Origin of the sequence: Gordonia terrae (assembly GCF_001698225.1) — a bacterium.
GTDB classification, from domain to species: Bacteria; Actinomycetota; Actinomycetes; order Mycobacteriales; family Mycobacteriaceae; genus Gordonia; species Gordonia terrae.
The window spans coordinates 4,889,592-4,908,115 of sequence record NZ_CP016594.1 but is presented as its reverse complement, the minus strand read 5'-3'; the positions used below and the strand labels follow the sequence as shown (position 1 = coordinate 4,908,115).

General features: G+C 69.1%; 18 protein-coding genes. 10 read left to right on the top strand and 8 right to left on the bottom strand.

Features of this window, described 5'->3' with window-relative positions:
- Positions 1-179: 179 nt before the first annotated feature.
- The 3 genes from BCM27_RS21700 to BCM27_RS21690 are packed head-to-tail and all read right to left on the bottom strand — an operon-like array spanning position 180 to position 3,220.
- Entirely contained in the window at positions 180-1,319 is a 1,140-nt protein-coding gene (locus tag BCM27_RS21700; RefSeq protein WP_004022269.1) for a CoA transferase, read from the bottom strand.
- Between the two features lie 45 nt (positions 1,320-1,364).
- A complete protein-coding gene (locus BCM27_RS21695; RefSeq protein WP_004022268.1) occupies positions 1,365-2,390 on the bottom strand; it encodes a MaoC family dehydratase in 1,026 nt (341 codons plus the stop codon).
- On the bottom strand, positions 2,387-3,220 hold the full coding sequence (locus tag BCM27_RS21690; RefSeq protein WP_004022267.1) for an HpcH/HpaI aldolase/citrate lyase family protein: 834 nt from the start codon (positions 3,218-3,220) through the stop codon (positions 2,387-2,389). Before BCM27_RS21690 ends, BCM27_RS21695 begins: the two co-directional genes overlap by 4 nt.
- Before the next feature lie 153 nt (positions 3,221-3,373).
- Between BCM27_RS21690 and BCM27_RS21685 the strand changes: the two genes are divergently transcribed.
- Both BCM27_RS21685 and BCM27_RS21680 read left to right on the top strand, forming a co-directional pair.
- Positions 3,374-4,525 (top strand): acyl-CoA dehydrogenase family protein, encoded by a 1,152-nt coding sequence (locus BCM27_RS21685; RefSeq protein ID WP_004022266.1) that lies wholly within the window; start codon positions 3,374-3,376, stop codon positions 4,523-4,525.
- Between the two features lie 36 nt (positions 4,526-4,561).
- Positions 4,562-5,308 carry a GntR family transcriptional regulator gene (locus tag BCM27_RS21680; RefSeq protein ID WP_004022265.1) on the top strand — a complete coding sequence of 249 codons (747 nt, stop codon included), beginning with the start codon at positions 4,562-4,564 and terminating at the stop codon, positions 5,306-5,308.
- Between the two features lie 136 nt (positions 5,309-5,444).
- Here the strand turns inward: BCM27_RS21680 and BCM27_RS21675 are convergent, their stop codons facing one another.
- Positions 5,445-6,926, bottom strand: a complete 1,482-nt coding sequence (locus BCM27_RS21675) for an MFS transporter (RefSeq protein WP_004022264.1) — start codon at positions 6,924-6,926, stop codon at positions 5,445-5,447.
- A gap of 93 nt (positions 6,927-7,019) precedes the next feature.
- On the opposite strand from BCM27_RS21675, the gene BCM27_RS21670 reads away from it, so the two are divergent.
- Complete coding sequence (locus tag BCM27_RS21670; protein ID WP_004022263.1) at positions 7,020-7,511, top strand: MarR family winged helix-turn-helix transcriptional regulator; 492 nt, start codon at positions 7,020-7,022, stop codon at positions 7,509-7,511.
- Entirely contained in the window at positions 7,508-8,377 is an 870-nt protein-coding gene (locus BCM27_RS21665) for an SDR family oxidoreductase (protein ID WP_004022262.1), read from the top strand. The genes BCM27_RS21670 and BCM27_RS21665 overlap by 4 nt, the downstream gene beginning before the upstream one ends.
- A gap of 13 nt (positions 8,378-8,390) precedes the next feature.
- Here BCM27_RS21665 and BCM27_RS21660 read toward each other — a convergent pair whose 3' ends face one another.
- Positions 8,391-9,263, bottom strand: coding sequence for a siderophore-interacting protein (locus BCM27_RS21660; RefSeq protein WP_004022261.1), 873 nt, complete (start codon positions 9,261-9,263; stop codon positions 8,391-8,393).
- A 103-nt stretch (positions 9,264-9,366) separates the two neighbouring features.
- Between BCM27_RS21660 and BCM27_RS21655 the strand changes: the two genes are divergently transcribed.
- Together BCM27_RS21655 and BCM27_RS21650 are read left to right on the top strand one after the other, a co-directional pair.
- Positions 9,367-10,428: an enoyl-CoA hydratase/isomerase family protein gene (locus BCM27_RS21655; RefSeq protein WP_004022260.1), complete on the top strand. Its 1,062-nt coding sequence runs from the start codon at positions 9,367-9,369 to the stop codon at positions 10,426-10,428.
- Positions 10,429-10,549: 121 nt separating this feature from the next.
- Positions 10,550-11,326 (top strand): enoyl-CoA hydratase, encoded by a 777-nt coding sequence (locus BCM27_RS21650; protein ID WP_004022259.1) that lies wholly within the window; start codon positions 10,550-10,552, stop codon positions 11,324-11,326.
- An 89-nt stretch (positions 11,327-11,415) separates the two neighbouring features.
- Here BCM27_RS21650 and BCM27_RS21645 read toward each other — a convergent pair whose 3' ends face one another.
- Entirely contained in the window at positions 11,416-12,303 is an 888-nt protein-coding gene (locus tag BCM27_RS21645; RefSeq protein ID WP_004022258.1) for a LysR substrate-binding domain-containing protein, read from the bottom strand.
- 91 nt (positions 12,304-12,394) lie between these two features.
- Here BCM27_RS21645 and BCM27_RS21640 point away from each other — a divergent pair, with 91 nt between their 5' ends.
- Genes BCM27_RS21640 through BCM27_RS21625 form a run of 4 tightly spaced genes read left to right on the top strand, consistent with a single transcriptional unit; the run spans position 12,395 to position 15,894 of the window.
- Complete coding sequence (locus BCM27_RS21640; protein ID WP_004022257.1) at positions 12,395-13,633, top strand: acetyl-CoA C-acetyltransferase; 1,239 nt, start codon at positions 12,395-12,397, stop codon at positions 13,631-13,633.
- Complete coding sequence (pcaD, locus tag BCM27_RS21635; RefSeq protein WP_004022256.1) at positions 13,630-14,397, top strand: 3-oxoadipate enol-lactonase; 768 nt, start codon at positions 13,630-13,632, stop codon at positions 14,395-14,397. The genes BCM27_RS21640 and pcaD overlap by 4 nt, the downstream gene beginning before the upstream one ends.
- Positions 14,394-15,230 carry a CoA transferase subunit A gene (locus BCM27_RS21630; RefSeq protein WP_004022255.1) on the top strand — a complete coding sequence of 279 codons (837 nt, stop codon included), beginning with the start codon at positions 14,394-14,396 and terminating at the stop codon, positions 15,228-15,230. Before pcaD ends, BCM27_RS21630 begins: the two co-directional genes overlap by 4 nt.
- Positions 15,231-15,240: 10 nt before the next feature.
- Positions 15,241-15,894: a 3-oxoacid CoA-transferase subunit B gene (locus BCM27_RS21625; protein WP_004022254.1), complete on the top strand. Its 654-nt coding sequence runs from the start codon at positions 15,241-15,243 to the stop codon at positions 15,892-15,894.
- Here BCM27_RS21625 and BCM27_RS21620 read toward each other — a convergent pair.
- Positions 15,885-17,282 (bottom strand): amidohydrolase family protein, encoded by a 1,398-nt coding sequence (locus BCM27_RS21620; RefSeq protein WP_004022253.1) that lies wholly within the window; start codon positions 17,280-17,282, stop codon positions 15,885-15,887. The two genes, BCM27_RS21625 and BCM27_RS21620, sit on opposite strands and share 10 nt — an antisense overlap.
- Complete coding sequence (locus BCM27_RS21615) at positions 17,279-18,511, bottom strand: CoA transferase (protein WP_033204801.1); 1,233 nt, start codon at positions 18,509-18,511, stop codon at positions 17,279-17,281. Before BCM27_RS21615 ends, BCM27_RS21620 begins: the two co-directional genes overlap by 4 nt.
- Positions 18,512-18,524 lie beyond the last annotated feature (13 nt).

Here is an 18,524-nt window from a genome sequence, read left to right as displayed (position 1 = left end):
CACCTCAGGGAGCAAAGGGGGGTCGCTTGCGCTCCTCGCACCTCAGGGAGCAAAGGGGGGTCGCTTGCGCTCAGGGAGCAAAGGGGGGTCGCTTGCGCTCAGGGAGCAAGGGGGGTCGCTTGCGCTCAGGGGGAGGAGGGGGTGGCTTGCGCTCCTCGCAGGAGCACGGGCGTCGCTCCTCAGAACCCGGACGACGAACCCAGGTCGGGAGCCGGTCCGGCGAAGAGGTGCGCACCGTCGAACCGGGCGGGCAGGCCGGCCGCGAGGTAGGTGCCGATCCCGGGCTGGTCCAACTCGCCGAAGAGCGGATTGCGCTCCAGGACGCCCGATTCGACGACCTCGTCGAAGGTTCGGTACCGCTCCCAGAGTACGGATGCCGTTGCCAGGCCGGCCTCGACCTCCGCGGTGGTGTGCCGCGCGAACCATGCTGCGAACAACGGGGTGAGAACACCACGGTGGATGTACCGGTCGTCCTCGGTGCTGAAGTCCGCGCCCAGCGCCCGCTCGACGGCCGCGACCGCGTCACCGGTCCCGGTCATCTCGACGAGGCCGCGGAAGTGGCGCGGGGTGAGCGCGACGAGCATGAACCGGCCGCCATCGGCTGCCACGAAATCGGTTCCGTAGGTGCCGTATACATCGTTTCCGGTCGCCGGTCGTGTGCCACCGCCGAGCTGCGGTTCGGTGAGATATCCGAGCGCCCCGGCGATGGCGAGGGCGGTGTCCTCGAGGGGCAGGGTGATCTGTGCCCCGGAACCGGTCTGTTCCCGGCGGCGGACGGCCGCCGTGATCGCCAGCGCGGCATACAGACCGCAGGCGATGTCCCACGCCGGCAGTGCGTGATTGACGACGCCGGCGTAATCGGTGGGACCGGTGATCGCCGGGAATCCCAACGCCGCGTTGACCGTGTAGTCGACGCCCGGGGTGCCGTCGGTGCGGCCGAGCAGTTCCAGCGTGATGACGTCGGACCGCCGTGCGGACAGTGTCTCGTGACTCATCCACGACCGCCCACCCGCGTTGGTGACGAGGATTCCCCCGCCCGGCCCGCTGTCGATGACCAGGTCCTGCACCGACTTCTGGCCACCGGGATCGCGGAAGTCGACTGTGACCGACTTCTTGCCGCGATTCAACCCGGTCCAGTAGATCGAGTGGCCGTCTGCCGTGAGCGGCCATCGGTTGACATCGGCGCCACCGCCGATCGGGTCGACGCGGATGACCTCGGCGCCGAGTTGCGAGAGCGTCAGGCCACACAGCGGCGATGCGACGAAGCTCGACACCTCCACGACGCGGAGACCCTCGAGCGGACGGGGATTCGAGCTCATGCGACAGACTCCTGGGACGTGGGGGGTGCGGTGCGGTGAGTGAGGTCAGGCCATCAGGACGCGGAAACGCCAGTCCAGGACATCCCGGTCGGCGTCGACGCCATGTGCGACGACGGTGGAGCGCAGGCGCAGCACACCGCCGCCGGTGGCCAGCGGCGTGGCCTCCTCGACCAGGATCGTCGAACTGAGGGTGTCGCCCTCGTGTACCGGGCCGGTGTGATCGCACGAGTCCCAACCGATGACCGTCACCAGGTTCGGCAGCGCCCGGTTCGCTTGCGCGAGAGCCAGTCCGATGGTGTGGCCGCCGTAGACGAGGCGTCCGCCGGCGGCCGCGCCGGCCACCCGCTCATCGTGGTGGGTGGCCGCGATGTTCAGCGAGAGCCGGGCGAGTTCCGGCGCGCTGGACACCACGTCGGCGCTGGAGGTGAAGGAGCGGCCGGCCAGGTCGGGCGAGAAGTGCTGTCCGCGTGCGGATGTACGGTAGACCGCCAGGTCCCACTCGGGGAGGAACGGTGGCACGTCCGTTCCCGGTCCGATGGTGCTCAGGTCGTCCATGTGGACGGTCCGCCCGGGATCGGCATCCGGAGACAGCGGCAGCATCGCGCAGCGGTAGAAGTCGAGGACGGTGGCGCCGTGCTGGTCGGTCGTGACCATGTGCAGCGCGGCGAGCCCGGTCGGCGCGCGGCCCGGCTTGGACTTGTTCTCGCGCAGCCCGACCACCTCGGTCGCGGTTGTCAGCGTGTCGCCGATCCGGGGGTGGCTCAGGAACCGCAGGCCGCGGTAGAAGAGGTTCGCCTTCACGTGATGGGTGGCCAGGGTGGACTGCCCGATCGCGATGTCGGTGATGAGTCCGGGATGAGCGAGCGTGCCACCGTGGATCACCCGATCGGACAGATGCGCGTCGAGTGCGAGGCGTAGACGATCGCCGAGGATCATCTGGTGCGCCGCGGCGAGGCCGTCGGTCACCGTGAGCGACGGGGCGTCGTCGAAGACCTGCCCGTGGCAGAGCTCGTCGAAGTAGGGCCCGCCGACGGCGATGGCCTCGCTGCCGGTCCGATCGGGCGAGGTCATTCGGCTGCCTTCGCGAGGACGCGCCGCGCGGACACGGCCAGCGCCTCGTCGAGCATCCGGCCGTCGAGTTCGGCGGCGCCGGCACCCGCGGCGGCGGCCTTCTCGAGCGCGTCGAGCACCCGGCGTGCGTCCTCCACGGCCCCGGCGTCCGGGGTGAAAATCTCGATCGCGGACTGCAGCTGCGCCGGGTGGATGACCCAGGTGCCGTCGAAGCCGAGGTCGCGTACCCAGCGCTTGGCGTCGCGGAAGGTGTCGTCGTCGGCGATGGTCAGATGCGGTCCGTCGATGACGTCGACGCCGGCCGCACGGGCGGCGAGCAGCACCGAGTCCTGGACTACGTGCCAGGTCTGCATCGGCAGGCCGGAGCTGCGTCCCAGCGACGCGGCGAGATCGGCGTATCCGATGAGGACGGCGTCCAGCCTGGTGGTGGCGGCGCAGATCGCACCCGCGTCGCGGATGCCGCGGGGCGATTCGAGCAGCGCCTGCAGACGGACCGGGGCTCGGCCGAGCTGTTCGTCGGCGGACCGGAGGTCGGCAGGCGAGTCGGCCTTCGGCAGCACGACCGACGACAGGTTCGGCATCTGTGCACACGCGGCGAGGTCGGCGGCAGCCCAGGGTGTGTCGATGGCGTTGATGCGCAATGAGATCGCGCGTTCGGCACCGAATTCGGCGACGAGGTCGGCGGCCGCCGCGCGCGCGGAGTCCTTGTTCGGCGGAGTCACCGCGTCTTCGAGGTCGAGGACCACTTCGTCGGCGATCGAGCCCAGGGCCTTGCGGGCCTTGCGGTCGTCGGAGGCCGGCGCGACCAGGACGGCTCGTCTTCTCTGCACTGCTGCTCCAAAGGTGTGAGGTCAAATGTGCGGCCAAATTCGATGCCGTTCCGGTTCTATCAGACCGACGCCTACATTGGAAGTGTTGACAGCGACCGTTCCGGTGGACAAAATGGCCGTACAAATCTGACCGCACGTCGTAGGGAACCCGTCATGAGCACGCTGTCCGCCGAAGAGTCATTCCTGGTCGACACCGTGCGGTCGTTCGTCGACCGGGAGGTCAGGCCCTCCGTGCAGGAGGTCGAGCACGCCAACTCCTATCCCGAGAAGTGGATCGATCAGATGAAGCAGATCGGGATCTACGGACTTGCCGTTCCCGAGGAGTTCGGCGGCTCGCCGGTGTCGATGCCGTGCTACGCGCGGGTCACCCAAGAGCTCGCGCGCGGATGGATGAGTCTGGCCGGGGCGATGGGCGGGCACACCGTGGTCGCGAAGCTCCTCACGCTGTTCGGCACCGCGGAGCAGCAGCAGCAGTATCTGCCGCGGATGGCGACGGGCGAGATTCGGGCAACGATGGCGCTGACCGAGCCGGGCGGGGGATCGGACCTGCAGGCGATGACGACCGTCGCGAAGGTCGACGGAGACGATCTGGTCATCAGTGGGTCGAAGACCTGGATCAGCAACGCGCGACGCTCCGGGTTGATCGCCTTGATGTGCAAGACCGATCCGGGAGCGCAGCCACGGCACCGGGGCATCTCGATCGTGCTCGTCGAACACGGTCCGGGACTGACCGTCTCACGCGACCTGCCCAAGCTCGGTTACAAGGGCGTCGAGAGCTGCGAGCTGTCTTTCGACGGTTATCGCGCACCGCGGTCGGCGATCCTGGGCGAGGTTCCCGGCAAGGGGTTCGGCCAGATGATGAAGGGTCTGGAGACCGGCCGCATCCAGGTGGCGTGCCGCGCGCTCGGGGTGGCGACCGCAGCGTTGGAGGACTCGCTGGCGTATGCGCAGCAACGGGAGTCGTTCGGGCAGCCCATCTGGAAGCATCAGTCGATCGGCAACTATCTGGCGGACATGGCCACCAAGCTCACCGCGGCGCGGCAGCTGACCTGGCACGCCGCCGAGCAGTACGACAAGGGCGAACGCTGCGACATGGAGGCGGGCATGGCCAAGCTCTACGCCTCGGAGGTGGCCATGGAGATCGCCCTGAACGCGGTGCGCATCCACGGCGGCTACGGCTACTCCACCGAGTTCGATGTGGAGCGGTACTTCCGCGACGCACCGCTGATGATCGTGGGGGAGGGCACCAACGAGATCCAGCGCAACGTGATCGCGGCCCAGCTCGTCTCGCGCGGCGGTATCTGAGTCGACGAGCGTCGACCCGGCCGGAGAGTGGGTTCCATGGACGAGCCAGATCAGTCCGCGCCTGCGTACAAGACGCTGGCCGCCGAGCTGCGCTCACAGATCGTCGCGGGGAGATATGCCGGCGGCGTCCGCTTGCCCACCGAATCCGAACTGTCGCAGGAACACGGGCTCAGTCGGCAGACCGTCCGCCGCGCATTCCTGGAGCTGGTGACCGAGGGCTCGGTCTACCGCGTCCCCGGCCGCGGGACCTTCGCGACCGAGAACGCGGGACAGTACCTGCGCCAACTGGGTTCGATCGAAGACCTGATGAACCTGTCCGCGGACACCGAGATGCAGGTCCTCGAAGCACCCGCGCGCCGAGTCGATCTCGAAGCCGCGGGACGGTTGCGACTGGACACCGACGTGGCGTACCGCATCGTCTTCCAGCGCTTTCACGACGGGGTCCCGTTCGTCGTGACCACCGTGTGGTGGCCGGAGTCGGTCGCGCGCCTGGTGATCGACGCCCCCGAGGTCGAAGCCGGTGCGCGCAGCGAACACACGATGATCGGACTGCTCGAACCCCATCTGGTGCATCCGATCGAGGAGTGCGCGCAGTCGATCACCGCCACCGTCGCCGACGCCGGGACCGCCGCCCGACTCGGATGCCCCGTCGGACACGCGGTGCTGCGCGTCGACCGGTTGTACACCGACTCACGGGGTCGGGCAGTCGAACTCGCCGTCAGCCACTTCCTCCCCGAGCACTACACGTACCGGGTGACTCTGCGCAGGCGTTCTGCTCCCTGAGGAGCGCCCGGAGCTTGCGGAGGGCGCGTCACGAAGGGTCTGGTGGTCCAGGTTGCGAGACCCTTCGTGACGCTCGCAAGCTCGCACCTCAGGGAGCGGTTGGTGGCTCGCCGGGCCTCAGGTGGCGGTATCCCTGTCAACCCCGAGCCGGAAGGGGCTGCTCCTCGGGCACATTCGACGATCCGCGACGCGAGGGGATGGTCAGTGTGATCGCCATGCCGACGAAGGCGGCGGCCGCGGCGACGAGGAAGCACCAGGTGAACGTCGACTCGTCGGGCACCTCGGTGCCGCCCAGCGAGATCGTGGCGCTGGCCAGGATCAGCGCCATCACGGCGGAGGCGATGGTGGTGCCCAACGAACGCATGAGTCCGTTGAGACCCACCGCGGCGCCGGCTTCCGTGGCCGGGACCGACCCCATGATCAGGGTCGGCATCGCCGCGTAGCCGACGCCCACTCCGATGGCGCACACGATCGAGGCCAGCATCAACTTCCACGCGGCGTCCATGAGGAAGAACGCGAGCAGGTAGCCGCATCCCAGAATGGCGGCGCCGATGGCGAGCGTGATCTTGGCGCCGATCCGGTTGATGAGGATGCCCGAGACGGGCGCGAAGATCATCATCATCAGTCCGCCGGGCGCCATCCACAGACCTGCGGCCAGAAGCGACTGCCCCAGGCCGTAACCGGTGGCCTCGGGTAGGCGCAGCAGCATCGGCAGCACGATGGACTGGGCCATCATGCCGAATCCGATTGCCGCGGCGGCGATGTTGGTCAGCAGGACGGCGGGCCGTGCGGTGGTGCGCAGGTCGACGAGCGGCTCACTCCGGCGCAGTTCGACGAATCCCCAACCGACCAGGACGACGATCCCGCCGATGCCCAGTCCCAGTGTGGCGCCGGACGTCCAGCCCCAGTCGTTGGCCTTCGACACCGCGATGAGGAAGGCGGACAGACCCACGGCCAGGCCGATGGCGCCGGGGATGTCGATGCGACCGCCGGCGGCGTCGTTGACGCGCGGGACCAGGATCAGCACCGCCAGCGTGACGAGGACGCCGAGGCCGGCAGCCACATAGAACAGCGCATGCCAGTTCCAGGTCTGCACGATCCACGCCGCCAGCGGCAGGCCGATCGCGCCACCGACACCGAGGGTCGCGCTCATCGCGGCGACGGCCATCGAGGTGATCCGGGGTGGGGTGATCTCGCGGATGAGGCTCATCCCGACGGGGATGAAACCCATGGCCAGGCCCTGCACGCCGCGCCCGATGATCAGCGGGATGAGCGAATCGCCCAGCGCGCAGATCAGCGAACCGAGAGTGAGCAGCACCGCGCTCACCAGCAGGACGCGCTGCTTGCCGAACATGTCGCCGAGGCGTCCGGCGATCGGCATGGCCACGGCGGCGGCGAGCAGGGTGGCGGTGATGATCCAGGAGGCGTTGCCGATCGACGTCCCGAGGAGACGGGGCAGGTCGGGCTGGATCGGGATGATCAGCGTCTGCATCAGCGAGGCGACCAGACCGCCGAAACAGAGCACCACGACGCTGCCGATGGCGCCCGCGGGTGCCATCTCGATGGCGTCCGACGCGTCGTCGGTCAGTTCGGGTGCCGAACCTCGTACTTGGCCCATGGGAGAGACCTCCTTCGAGGTATGCAGCATACATATGTAATGTACACACGCAAATCGGACAGTAGATTGTCCACGTCGACAGATGGAGGAGAGATGTCGGAGGACCACGCGCCCTGGCAGTCGCCGGTGCATCGTGACCTGGCGCAGGAACTGCTGCGGATGTCACGGCGTCGCAGCCTGGTGCACCCCGGCGTCGGGCTGGAACGCTCGGCTTTCGCGATCCTCTGGGTTCTCTCCGACGGACGGCCGCGCACGTTGCGGGAGCTGACCGCCGACCTCGAACTCGAGCAGTCGACGGTCAACCGCCAGGTCAACGCCGCCATCAAACACGGGTATGTGGAGCGGTTCGAGGTCGAGGATTCGCTGTCGAAGATGATCCGTCCCACCGAATCCGGGCGGGCGGCGTTCCGGCGCGACGGCCTGCTGCGTGCCGAGCGTCTCGAGCAGGTCTTCGCCGACCTGGCCCCCGGCTCCCCGCAGGCGCTGCTCGACGAACTGCGCGCCTTCAACGACGCGTACGAACGGACCCAGCACCGGCACGGCGCCACCGACGAATCCGACACCGGGAAAAAAGGATCGGCGTGACCTCGGCCGGCACATACGTGGTGACCGGTTCGGCGTCGGGGATGGGTGCGTCGGTGGCCGCGGCCCTGCGCGCGGAGGGGCACACCGTGATCGGGGTCGATCAGCGAGACGCCGAGGTCATCGCCGATCTGTCGACACCCGAGGGTCGACGCGGCGCGGCCGATGAGGTCCTCGCCCGATCCGGCGGGCGGCTCGACGGGGCCGTGCTGGCCGCAGGCATGGGCCCCGCGGCTGGGCGGGAACGGGAGATCGTCGAGGTCAACGTGTTCGGCGTGACCGACCTGCTGACCGCCTGGCGTTCGGCGCTGGCCGCCGGTACGAAGTCGAAAGTGGTTGTGTTCGGCTCCAATTCGACGACGGTGACGCCGCTGGTGCCGATGTCCGCGATACGCCGACTGCTCAACGACGACCCCGAGGGGGCCACCCGGGTGATCCGACGCCGACGGGGCGTCACCGGCCCCGTCGCGTATGCGTCGTCGAAGATCGCGATCACGCAGTGGTGCCGTATCCATGGCACAGCGGCCGAGTGGGCGGGCGCCGGTATCCGCGTCAACGTCATCGCGCCGGGCCCGGTGATGACGCCACTGCTGCAGTCCCAACTCGACAGTCCGCAGGGCGGACACGTGAAGTCGTTCCCGGTGCCGGTGCGCGAGTACGGGACTCCAGGGCAACTCGCGTCCTGGGTCCTGCTCATGCTGTCGCCGGCGGCCGATTTCATGGCCGGCGCGGTCGTCACCGTCGACGGCGGCACCGATGCCCTCATGCGCGCACGCGACTGGCCGTCTCGGCTGCCACTGCGGGCGGTGCCACGGTTCCTGTGGACGATGTACCGCGCCCCAAGGAGGGGAATGGTCGCGGAGTACTAGTGGTGGGTCGCGCCTACAGCCCCGCCCGTTCGAGCGCCTCGTCGAACTCCTCCGAAGCCTGCTTCTCGCTCTTGCCGTCTTCGAGCGCCTGACGATAGACGGCGAACAGTTCGGCGCCTCGTTGTACATAGGCCTGCGTCCAGCGCTCGGCGTCGACACGCCAGTAGCCGATGACGTCGTAGGACCCGCGGTCCCAGCGAAGATTGCCGCGCAGGTGCTTGCGAATCGCGCGCGACTCCGCTGCCTCGCCGGCGAACCAGCAGTACGCGCCGGAGTCCGGCAGGGTGAGCCCGCAGACCGTGTCGGCAAGCCGGCTCGGCGTACGGGAGTTTCCGCCGACGAGCGTGATCAACTCGACATCCCGCTCGGGTAGGTAGGACAGTTCGCTCGGCGCGGGCACCTCGACCACGGCGGTCACCCCGTCGGTCGACGGCAGTTCGTCGAGGATGCGTGCCAGAGCGGGGAGCCCGGCGAGATCGGCGGCGAGGATCAGGCGTTCGACGCCGGCGGGTGGCGCGTACCAGCTCCGCGCATGCGTCATCACCACGTCATGCCCCGCCTCGGCGCGTTGCGCCCACAGCGTCGCGGGGCCGGCCGCATGGATGACGAAGTCGACGACCATGGTGCAGGCGGAGTGGTCGACCGACCGGATCGAGTAGTTCCGGCCGTCGGGTGCCGGGTCGATGTCGTAGTAGGCCCACGTGCCGTCACGACATTCCATATCCGGTGTGACACGCTCGGGGTCGTGTGGGAAGTAGATGCCCACGGCTTCGTCGGCGCCGCCGGGCAAGCCGAGTCCTGGCAGATCGGCCACGTCGAAGACGATACGACGCAGATTGGGCGTCAGGTCGGCGACGTCGGCAACGCGTGCTCTGGAGTAGCCCATGAGGTAACCCTAACCTGACTTGTCTGGACCCGGGTTACTAGGATATGCAACTATCTGAGAAGAACCATCTGCGACGTCTGTCGGTGTGGAGAGGAGTTCGTCCGTGTCGGAACCATCGGTCGTGACGGAGAAGAACGGGTCGGCGCGGTCGCTGGTCCTGAACCGTCCGAAGTCCATCAACGCAATCGATCACGAGATGGTCGGCTCGATGGCCGAACACCTCGCGGCCTGGGCCGACGATGACGCGGTCGAGGCCGTCGTTCTCTCCGGTGCCGGTGAACGGGGGCTCTGCGCCGGTGGCGACATCGTCGCCATCCATCGCGACGCGTCCGCGCTCAGCGGGAATCCCGAGTCGACCGACCGTGATGCCGAGCAGTCGCCGTCGGCGAAGTTCTGGTTCGACGAATACCGGCTGAACGCGCTGATCTCGGGCTACCCCAAGCCGTACGTCGCGATCATGGACGGCATCGTGATGGGCGGCGGTGTCGGAGTCTCCGCGCACGGCGACATCCGTGTCGTCACCGACCGCACGAAGCTCGCGATGCCCGAGGTGGGTATCGGATTCGTTCCCGATGTCGGTGGCACTCATCTTCTTTCGCGCGTTCCGGACGGACTCGGAACGTACGCCGGTCTCACCGCCGGTCACCTGCGCGGCGCCGACGCCATCGCGATGGGGCTGGCCGACCACTTCGTCCCGTCCGAGTCCCTCCCGGCGTTTCTCGCCGCGATCGGCGAGTCGGGTGTCGAGGCGGCGTTGTCCGCCCACGCCGTCGACGCGCCGGCCTCCGAACTCGCCGAGCAGCGTGAGTGGATCGCGGAAGCGTTTGCGGCCGACAATGTCTCGGAGATCATCGAACGCTGCCGCGCGATCGGTACACCTTTCGCCGACAAGACCGCCGACGCCATCGCCGCGAAGAGCCCGACCGCACTGGCCGTCACGCTGCGATCGTTGCGTGAGGCAGCCGGCGACGCGACCCTCGAGGACACGCTCGTCCGTGAATTCCGCGTCTCGGTGCGGTGCCTGCTGCATCCCGACATGGCCGAGGGCATCCGCGCCCAGGTCATCGACAAGGACCGAAATCCGAAGTGGGCGGCATTCTCCGAGGATGCCGTCGACGCCTTCTTCGCGCCGCTTCCCGACGACCTCACGTTCGGCGAACGCTGACCGCGGCACTCCCCGGTCCGACGCCGGACCTTCCGGCGTTCGCGATCAACCCGTAGCATCCCGCCCCGTACGACCAGCCCCGTACGATCCCGGGCCGTCACCGACCGAAAGAGGACTCACCATGACCGAACACCAGACCATCGTCGTCGAGACCAGCGGCCGGGTGGGCATTATCACCCTCAACCGCCCGAAGGCGCTGAACGCTCTCAACACCGAGCTGATGAACGAAGTGGTCGGCGCTGTCCGCGAATTCGACGTCGACCAGGGGATCGGCGCGATCGTGATCACCGGTTCGGAGAAGGCGTTCGCCGCGGGCGCCGACATCAAGGAGATGTCGTCGAAGTCGTACGCGGACGTGGTGAACGAGCAGTTCTTCGGCGCCTGGGATGAGCTGTCGCGGGCGCGCACCCCGATCATCGCCGCGGTCACCGGTTACGCACTCGGCGGCGGCTGCGAGCTCGCGATGCTGTGCGACACCATCATCGCCGGCGACAACGCCGTCTTCGGCCAGCCCGAGATCAACCTGGGTGTCATCCCCGGCATCGGCGGCTCGCAGCGTCTCACTCGCGCCGTCGGCAAGGCCAAGGCGATGGACATGGTGCTGACCGGCCGGCAGATGAAGGTCGACGAGGCCGAACGCCTCGGCCTCGTGTCGCGGGTCGTTCCCAAGGAGGACTGCCGCGCCGCCGCCATCGAGGTCGCCGAGGTCATCGCCTCGAAGTCGCTCATCGCGTCCGCGGCCGCCAAGGACGCGGTCAACCGCGCCTTTGAGTCGAGCCTGGTCGAAGGCGTCCGCGCCGAACGCGCGCTGTTCTACTCGACGTTCGCGACCGACGACCAGACCGAGGGCATGGCCGCCTTCGTCGAGAAGCGGGACCCGAACTTCACCCACCGCTGAGTCGAAACGTCCGCAAACCCACCCATTTTCGGTATCTCCACCCCCTGTGCGGTGGGTGGATCTGCCGAAAAGGGGTGGGATTGCGGCGTTCAGGAGAGGGTGCGCAGCACCGCCAGGGCCCGGTCGACGAGCGGGGTCCGGCGCCCGTCCGGGAACGCGACGGCCAGTTCGACCTCGTCGTCGGTGGCCAGCGGCCGGTAGACGACGCCGGGTACCCCGAGCGCCGAGGTGGGTTCGGGCACCAGGGCGACCCCCACCCCGGCGGCGACCAGTGTCACGAGGGTCGACGTCTCCTCGACCTCGTGCCGGATGCGCGGGACGAATCCCGCGCGTCCGGCGGCCGCCGACAGGACCCCGTGCATGATCGACTTCCCGCCGCCCGCGTGCACGATGAAGTCGTCACCGGCCAGCAGTGCGAGGTCGACGGTCGCATCCGGTGCGCCGTGGGCGAGCGGATGGTCGTGGGGCAGTGCCACGATGAGGCGGTCGCTGCGGATCGATTCGACCTGGAGTCCGCTCGTGTCGATCGGCATGCGCAGCAACGCGAGGTCGATGTCCCCCGATGCGAGCGCGGCGATCTGGGCGGGCGCCAGCATCTCGCCGCGAACGCTGACGTCCACATCCGGCAGTTCGTCGCTCAGTGCGCGCACGAGTGCGGGCAGCAGCGAGTAGGTGGCCGAACCCACGCAGCCGATCGCGAGGTTGCCCTGACGCCCGTCGGCAATCCGCTGCGCCTGCCGGGATGCGGCGTCGACCGAGTCCAGGATCGCGACGGCTCGCTGCAGGTAATCCGCGCCCGCCGGGGTCAGTTCGACGCGCCGCGTCGACCGGACCAGCAGCGCGACACCGAGCTCGTCCTCGAGTTGGCGGATCTGCTGAGACAGCGGTGGCTGGGCCATGTGAAGGCGCTGGGCGGCCCGGCCGAAGTGCAGCTCCTCGGCGACGGCGCGGAAGTACCGCAGGTGTCGCAGTTCCATACTGCCAGTCTAGGCGCTTGATATCTGCTGCATATCAAACGTCCCGATACGGATACTTCTCCATATCGACCCTGGTCCCTAGGGTGGACGCATGGCTTCTTCCAGTACGGCCGCCGGTACCGACGTCGTCGTCTGTTCTCCGCTGCGCACCCCGGTCGGGCGCATGGGCGGCGCGCTGTCGACGGTGCCCGTCACCCGCCTGGCCACCGACCTCCTGCGCGAGCTCGCTGATCGGACCGGACTCGGCGAGGGCGACATCGACGACGTGATCCTCGGGCAGGGCTACGCCAACGGCGAGTCACCGGCGCTCGGGCGGATCGCCGCGCTGGACGCCGGTCTCGGTGTCGGAGTACCGGGGATGCAGATCGACCGTCGCTGTGGATCCGGATTGCAGGCGATCCTGACCGGGGCCGCGGCCGTCGGCGCCGGTGGTGCCCGCCTCGTCGTCGCCGGTGGCGCGGAGTCGATGTCGACCGTCGAGCACTACGCGCTCGGTCTCCGGTCGGGAATCAGGCAAGGCGGCGTCGACCTCCGCGATCGTCTCGATCGCGGGCGTCTGACGGCCAGCGGCGAGTCGCACCCGGTTCCGGGCGGGATGATCGAGACCGCCGAGAACCTGCGTGCGAGATACGGCATCTCGCGGATCGAGCAGGACGAGTTCGCGGCCCGCTCCCACGAACGGGCGATCGCGGCGCACGACAGCGGCCGCTTCGCCGACGAACTGGTGCCCGTCACCATCCCCGGCCGCCGCGGCCGCCCCGACACCATCGTCGATCGTGACGAGCACCCGCGCGCCGACGCCACAGTCGAATCGCTTGCGGCCCTGCGCCCCGTGCGACTCAAGGTCGACGCTGACTCGACGGTCACGGCCGGAAACGCATCCGGGCAGAACGACGGCGCGGCCATGGCCGTGGTCACCACGCGCGCCGAGGCCGAGCGCCGCGGGCTCGAACCCCTTCTGGCGCTGCGTTCCTGGGCGGTCACCGGCTGCGAGCCCGAGGTCATGGGCATTGGCCCGGTCGGGGCCACCGCCGCCGCCCTCGACCGCGCCGGCCTCACGCTGGACGAGATCGACCTCATCGAACTCAACGAAGCCTTTGCCGCCCAGGTGCTCGCCTGCCTGGCGGAGTGGAAGATCGACCCGACCGACGAACGGCTCAACCCCAACGGGTCCGGTATCTCGCTGGGTCATCCCATCGGAGCCACCGGCGCCCGCATCCTCGCCACGGCGGCGTACGAAGCGCGCCGCCGCGACTCTCGGTACGTCCTGGAGACGATGTGCATCGGCGGCGGACAGGGCCTCGCCGCGATCTTCGAGGCGACCCGATGAGCGAGCAGGTCCACGCCGTCGTCACGGGTCGTCCCGACGGACCGGCCGTCGTCTTGTCCAACTCGCTGGGGTCGACACATCGGATGTGGGACGCCCAGATCGCCGCGCTCGAAGAGCGATTCCGCGTCGTGCGCTACGACACCCGCGGGCACGGAGCTTCGCCTGTACCACCGGGCCCGTACTCGATCGACGAACTGGCCGACGACGTGATCGGGCTTCTCGATCGACTCGATATCGAACGTGCCCACCTCGTCGGACTCTCGCTGGGCGGCATGACCATGATGCGCGCCGCCGCGCGGAATCCCGAACGTGTGGATCGGCTCGCCCTCCTGTGCACTGCGGCGTATCTGCCTCCCGCACGGGGGTGGACGGACCGGGCCGCGCTCGTGCGCAACGACGGTACATCGGCGGTAGCCGCGGCCGTGGTCCAGCGGTGGTTCACCCCCGGATACCTCGCCGCGAACACCGAAGCGCAACAGGGGTACGAGGCCATGGTCGCCGCCACCCCCGCCGAGGGGTACGCGGCCTGCTGCGAGGCGATCGCCGCGATGGATCAGCGGGCCGAACTGTCGTCGATCATCGCGCCCACACTGGCGATCGCCGGCGCCGACGACCCGGCCACCCCGCCGGATCTGTTGCGCGACATCGTCGATGCCGTGCCGCACGCGCGCCTGCTGGTGGTACCGGACTCGGCCCACCTCGCCAACGCCGAACAACCCGGCGCCATCACACCCGCACTTCTCGAACACCTGGAGCAGCAATGAGCACTCGCGACAGTGCCGCCACGACGACGGTCGTCGACCGTCTCGGCGGCGGTCCGGCCAAACTAGCGGCGTCGGCGGCCGTCGCGGTCGCCGACATCCCCGACGGTGCGAGTATCGCGGTCGGCGGCTTCGGGCTGGCCGGGATCCCAGGCTTCCTGATCGACGCGCTTCTCGAGCAGGGTGCGGCGAACCTGACCATCGTCTCCAACAACTGCGGAGCCGACGGTGCGGGCCTGGGGCTGCTCCTGGAGGCCCGTCGCATCGACCGGGTGGTCGCGTCCTACATCGGGGAGAACAAGGAGTTCGGGCGCCAGTTCCTGTCCGGCGAGGTCACCGTCGAACTCACCCCGCAGGGCACCCTCGCCGAACGCATGCGCGCCGGCGGAAGCGGGATCGGTGCGTTCTTCACCCCCACCGGGGTCGGCACGCTCGTCGCCGAGGGCGGACTGCCCTGGCGGTACCACTCCGACGGCACCATAGCCGAGGCGTCGCCGCCCAAGGAGGTTCGGACCTTCCACGGTCGGGAGATGGTCCTCGAGGAGTCGATCGTCACCGACTACGCACTCATCCGAGCCGCGGTCGTCGACACCGACGGTAATTGCCGATTCCACGCTGCCGCACGCAATTTCAACCCGCCGGCGGCTATGGCCGGCCGCGTCACGATCGTCGAGGCCGAGAAGGTGGTCGAGGTCGGCGAACTCGGACCAGACGAGATCCATCTGCCCGGCATCTTCGTGCAGCGGATCGTCGAACTCGCCCCGGAGCAGGTCGCACGCAAGGGGATCGAGAAGCGCACCGTCCGTGAACGTCCCACCGCATCACCGTCAGCCTAGGAGTGTCGAGATGACCTGGAACCGCACCGAGATGGCCGCCCGCGCCGCCCGCGAACTCGCCCCCGGCGACTACGTCAACCTGGGAATCGGGTTGCCCACGATGATTCCCGACCTCATGCCCGACAACTCGGGTGTTCACCTGCACGCCGAGAACGGCATCCTCGGCGTCGGACCGTTTCCCTACGACGACGAGGTCGACCCCGACCTCATCAACGCCGGCAAGCAGACCGTGTCGGTGCTGCCCGGGGCGTCGTACTTCGATTCGGCCACGAGCTTCGCGATGATCCGGGGCGGCCACGTCGACGTCGCGGTCCTCGGTGGCATGCAGGTCGCGATGAACGGCGACCTGGCCAACTGGATGGTGCCGGGGGCCCTCGTGAAGGGCATCGGTGGCGCCATGGACCTGGTCAACGGCGCAGGCCGGGTCATCGTGCTGATGGACCACGTCACCAAGAAGGGTGAACCCAAGCTGCTCGAGGGTTGCGCGCTCCCGCTGACGGGCCGCGGTGTGGTGAGTCGCGTGATCACCGACCTCGGTGTGTTCGACATCGCCGGAACAGGTTTCGACGTCGTGGAGTTCGCCCCGGGTGTCGACCTGGAAGTCGTTGCGGACAAGACCGGTGCGCCTGTGGTCGACCGGACCCTGGCCACGAGTCAGCGATGATAATTGACCTCGCCACGGATCATGGTGCATTGCACTGCATCTGATCCGTCGGTCAGCGCGTGTTCGAGAGATTCCGCGAGGAGGACGAGGTCGGCGGGCCGGCCCACTTCAACGGTGCGTGGGGATTTCCCCGGTGCCTCCGGCGGAGCGAGATACATGCCCAGGGCGCCGGCGTGGTCCACTCGCTCACCGGGTCCGACGACGCGCCCGTCCGGAGCTCGTCGGTCGGCCGCGGCCGCGATGACCGACCAGGGATCGGTGGGTCCGTATGGGGCGTCGCTCGACAGGGCGACGGTGACGCCGGCGTCGACGAGAGAGCGGCACCGGTACAGATCGTCGATGTCATCGCCGTCGAGCCGGTCGAGGTAGTCGTCGCCGCGGTCGGAGATGAAACCCGGCTGGGTGACCACGGTGAGGCCTCGTCGCCGTAGTTCGTGGACGGTCTCGGCGGCGATGATCGCGCCGTGTTCGACCCGGTCCTGAGGGTGACCGCCAGTCTCGTCGAGTGCCGCGAGGAACAGGAGCAGGGACTCTCGGCTGACCGAGTGCACGGCGACCCCTCGGTTTCCGAGGTGGACGTCGCGGATGGCGCGGCACAGGGTGGGGAAGTCGGGGAGGGCGGAGTCGGCGAGCACGATCTTGTGGGGTCCGAGGGTCACCGTCGGACGCGGCAGCGGGGTCCCCTGCTCGGCGCCGAGGAGATGAAGACGCTGGGGCAGTGCACCTGTGACGTGCTCGTCGATCAGGTGGACCAGGCTGCCGGGAGCGAGATCCGGCGTCGCGTCGGTGACGCCGGTGACACCGAACCGGGCGAGTTCGGCTCCCACGCCTGCCAGATCGGGCGGGCCCGCGCCGCCGAGTCGCTCGCGCAGCCAGGTGTCGGCGCGCCAGAGGCGCCCGGTCGGTGAACCCGACTCGTCGCGTTCGATGCCGGGGTGGTCTCCGGACGCGAGGTCCACCGCGGCTGCGGCGGCAGAGTTGAGGAACCACACCGCACCGCTCCGATGTTGCACGCGGACGGGCCGCCGGGCGTGCAATCGGTCGAGCGCGGCCAGATCGAGAAGTCCGGCAACGGTTTCGACGTAACCGACGCCCCGCACCCATCCCTGATTGTCCGATGACGGTGCGGTGGCGAGCGCGGCCGCGAGTTCCTCGGGGCCGGTCACGTGTGGTGGGCCGCACCGGACCGAGTTGCGTGCCGAGGCCAGTGCGTGCAGATGGATGTGGTGGTCGTGGAGGCCGGGGATGAGCGCGCCGCCGCGGCCCTCGATGACCTCGGCGCCGGTCGTCGGCAGGCCCACCCCGATCTCGGAGATCTGTCCGTTCTCCACCGCCACGTCCCGAATGCCCTCGTGGAGTGTCACGTTCGTGATCACGAGCCGACTCACAGCCGGATCCCGAGAGAGTCGAGGACCGCGGACGTGTCGCGTCCGGACCGCGGTGCGTGCCGAGCCGTGGGACGTCGCGTGGGCGGGGCCAGGACCGCGGGACCGGATGCGGTGTCGACAATCCATCGCCCGGCGTCGGAACGGGCCGCCGGTGTGGGTGTCGCGCCGACCGTCGCGGCCACGGTCGCGCGCATCGAGACGTCCCACAGCACACCGCCGTCGGTGGCACTCATGGCGAGAGCCGCGGCGGTGAGTCCGGCCAACGGGTCGGCGATGGCATCCCCGACAAACATCGCCCCGGTGTGGTCGTAGGCGACGAGACCGGCGGACGCGGCGACGTCGTCGCCGAAACCGATTCGCTCCGAACCACGTCCCGCGGCCGTGATCGAGATCCACGTGGCGCCGGCCGACACGAACTCCGCGCTGTCCAGACCGAACCCGCGCAGGGCTCGTGGACGCGACGCCTCGATGACGATGTCGGCAGATGCGACGAGCCGATGCAGAGCGCCGCGTTCGGCCGCCACCGCCGGGTCCAGGACGACGGACTCGTGGCCGCCGTGAAGTAGCCGGTAGAAGTCGGCGTTCCCGCTGCGCGCCCCGTCGGGGCGTTGCGGGGTCTCCACCTTCACCACGCGCGCACCCGCCGAACCCAGCAGGTGTGCGCACAAGGGGCCGGCCCACAGCGCGCTGAAGTCGACCACCAGCATGTCCGCGACCGAACGCGGGTCGCCCGTCGGCGTCGGGGCACCGCACGCGGCGGCAGTCACCTCGTCGTCGCGGGCCACCGAACCGGCTGCGACGCCGAGCATCGCCGCTCGTTCGTCGAACTCGGCCCGGCTGTGTTCGCCGAGCCAGTCCGCGACCGCCGGCCAGGGATCATTCCCGATGTCGCGTCCCACGACAGCGCCGAGAAGCGCGACATCGTCGGGGCGGGCACAGTTCACCGCGACCCACCCGTCGGTGGCCGGCAGCAGTCGTCCCGTCCCGCCGAGGGTCACCGCACCGCGGCGGTGGAATCCGGTCAGAGCGGCTCGTTCGGACAGCAGGACGGCCCCGTCGACGTCGACCGCGCCGTCGCTGGCCAGCCGGATGTGGTCGGTGAGATCCCGTGCCCGGGCCGCGGCGTCACCCATCGGTATCACGGGCGGGCCGTCGGGGCGGCCGGTCAGGTGGGGAATCCCGCTGTCTGCCCATGCACGCACCGGGTCACGGGGCGCGTCGCTGTGCACGGCCGAAATGCTA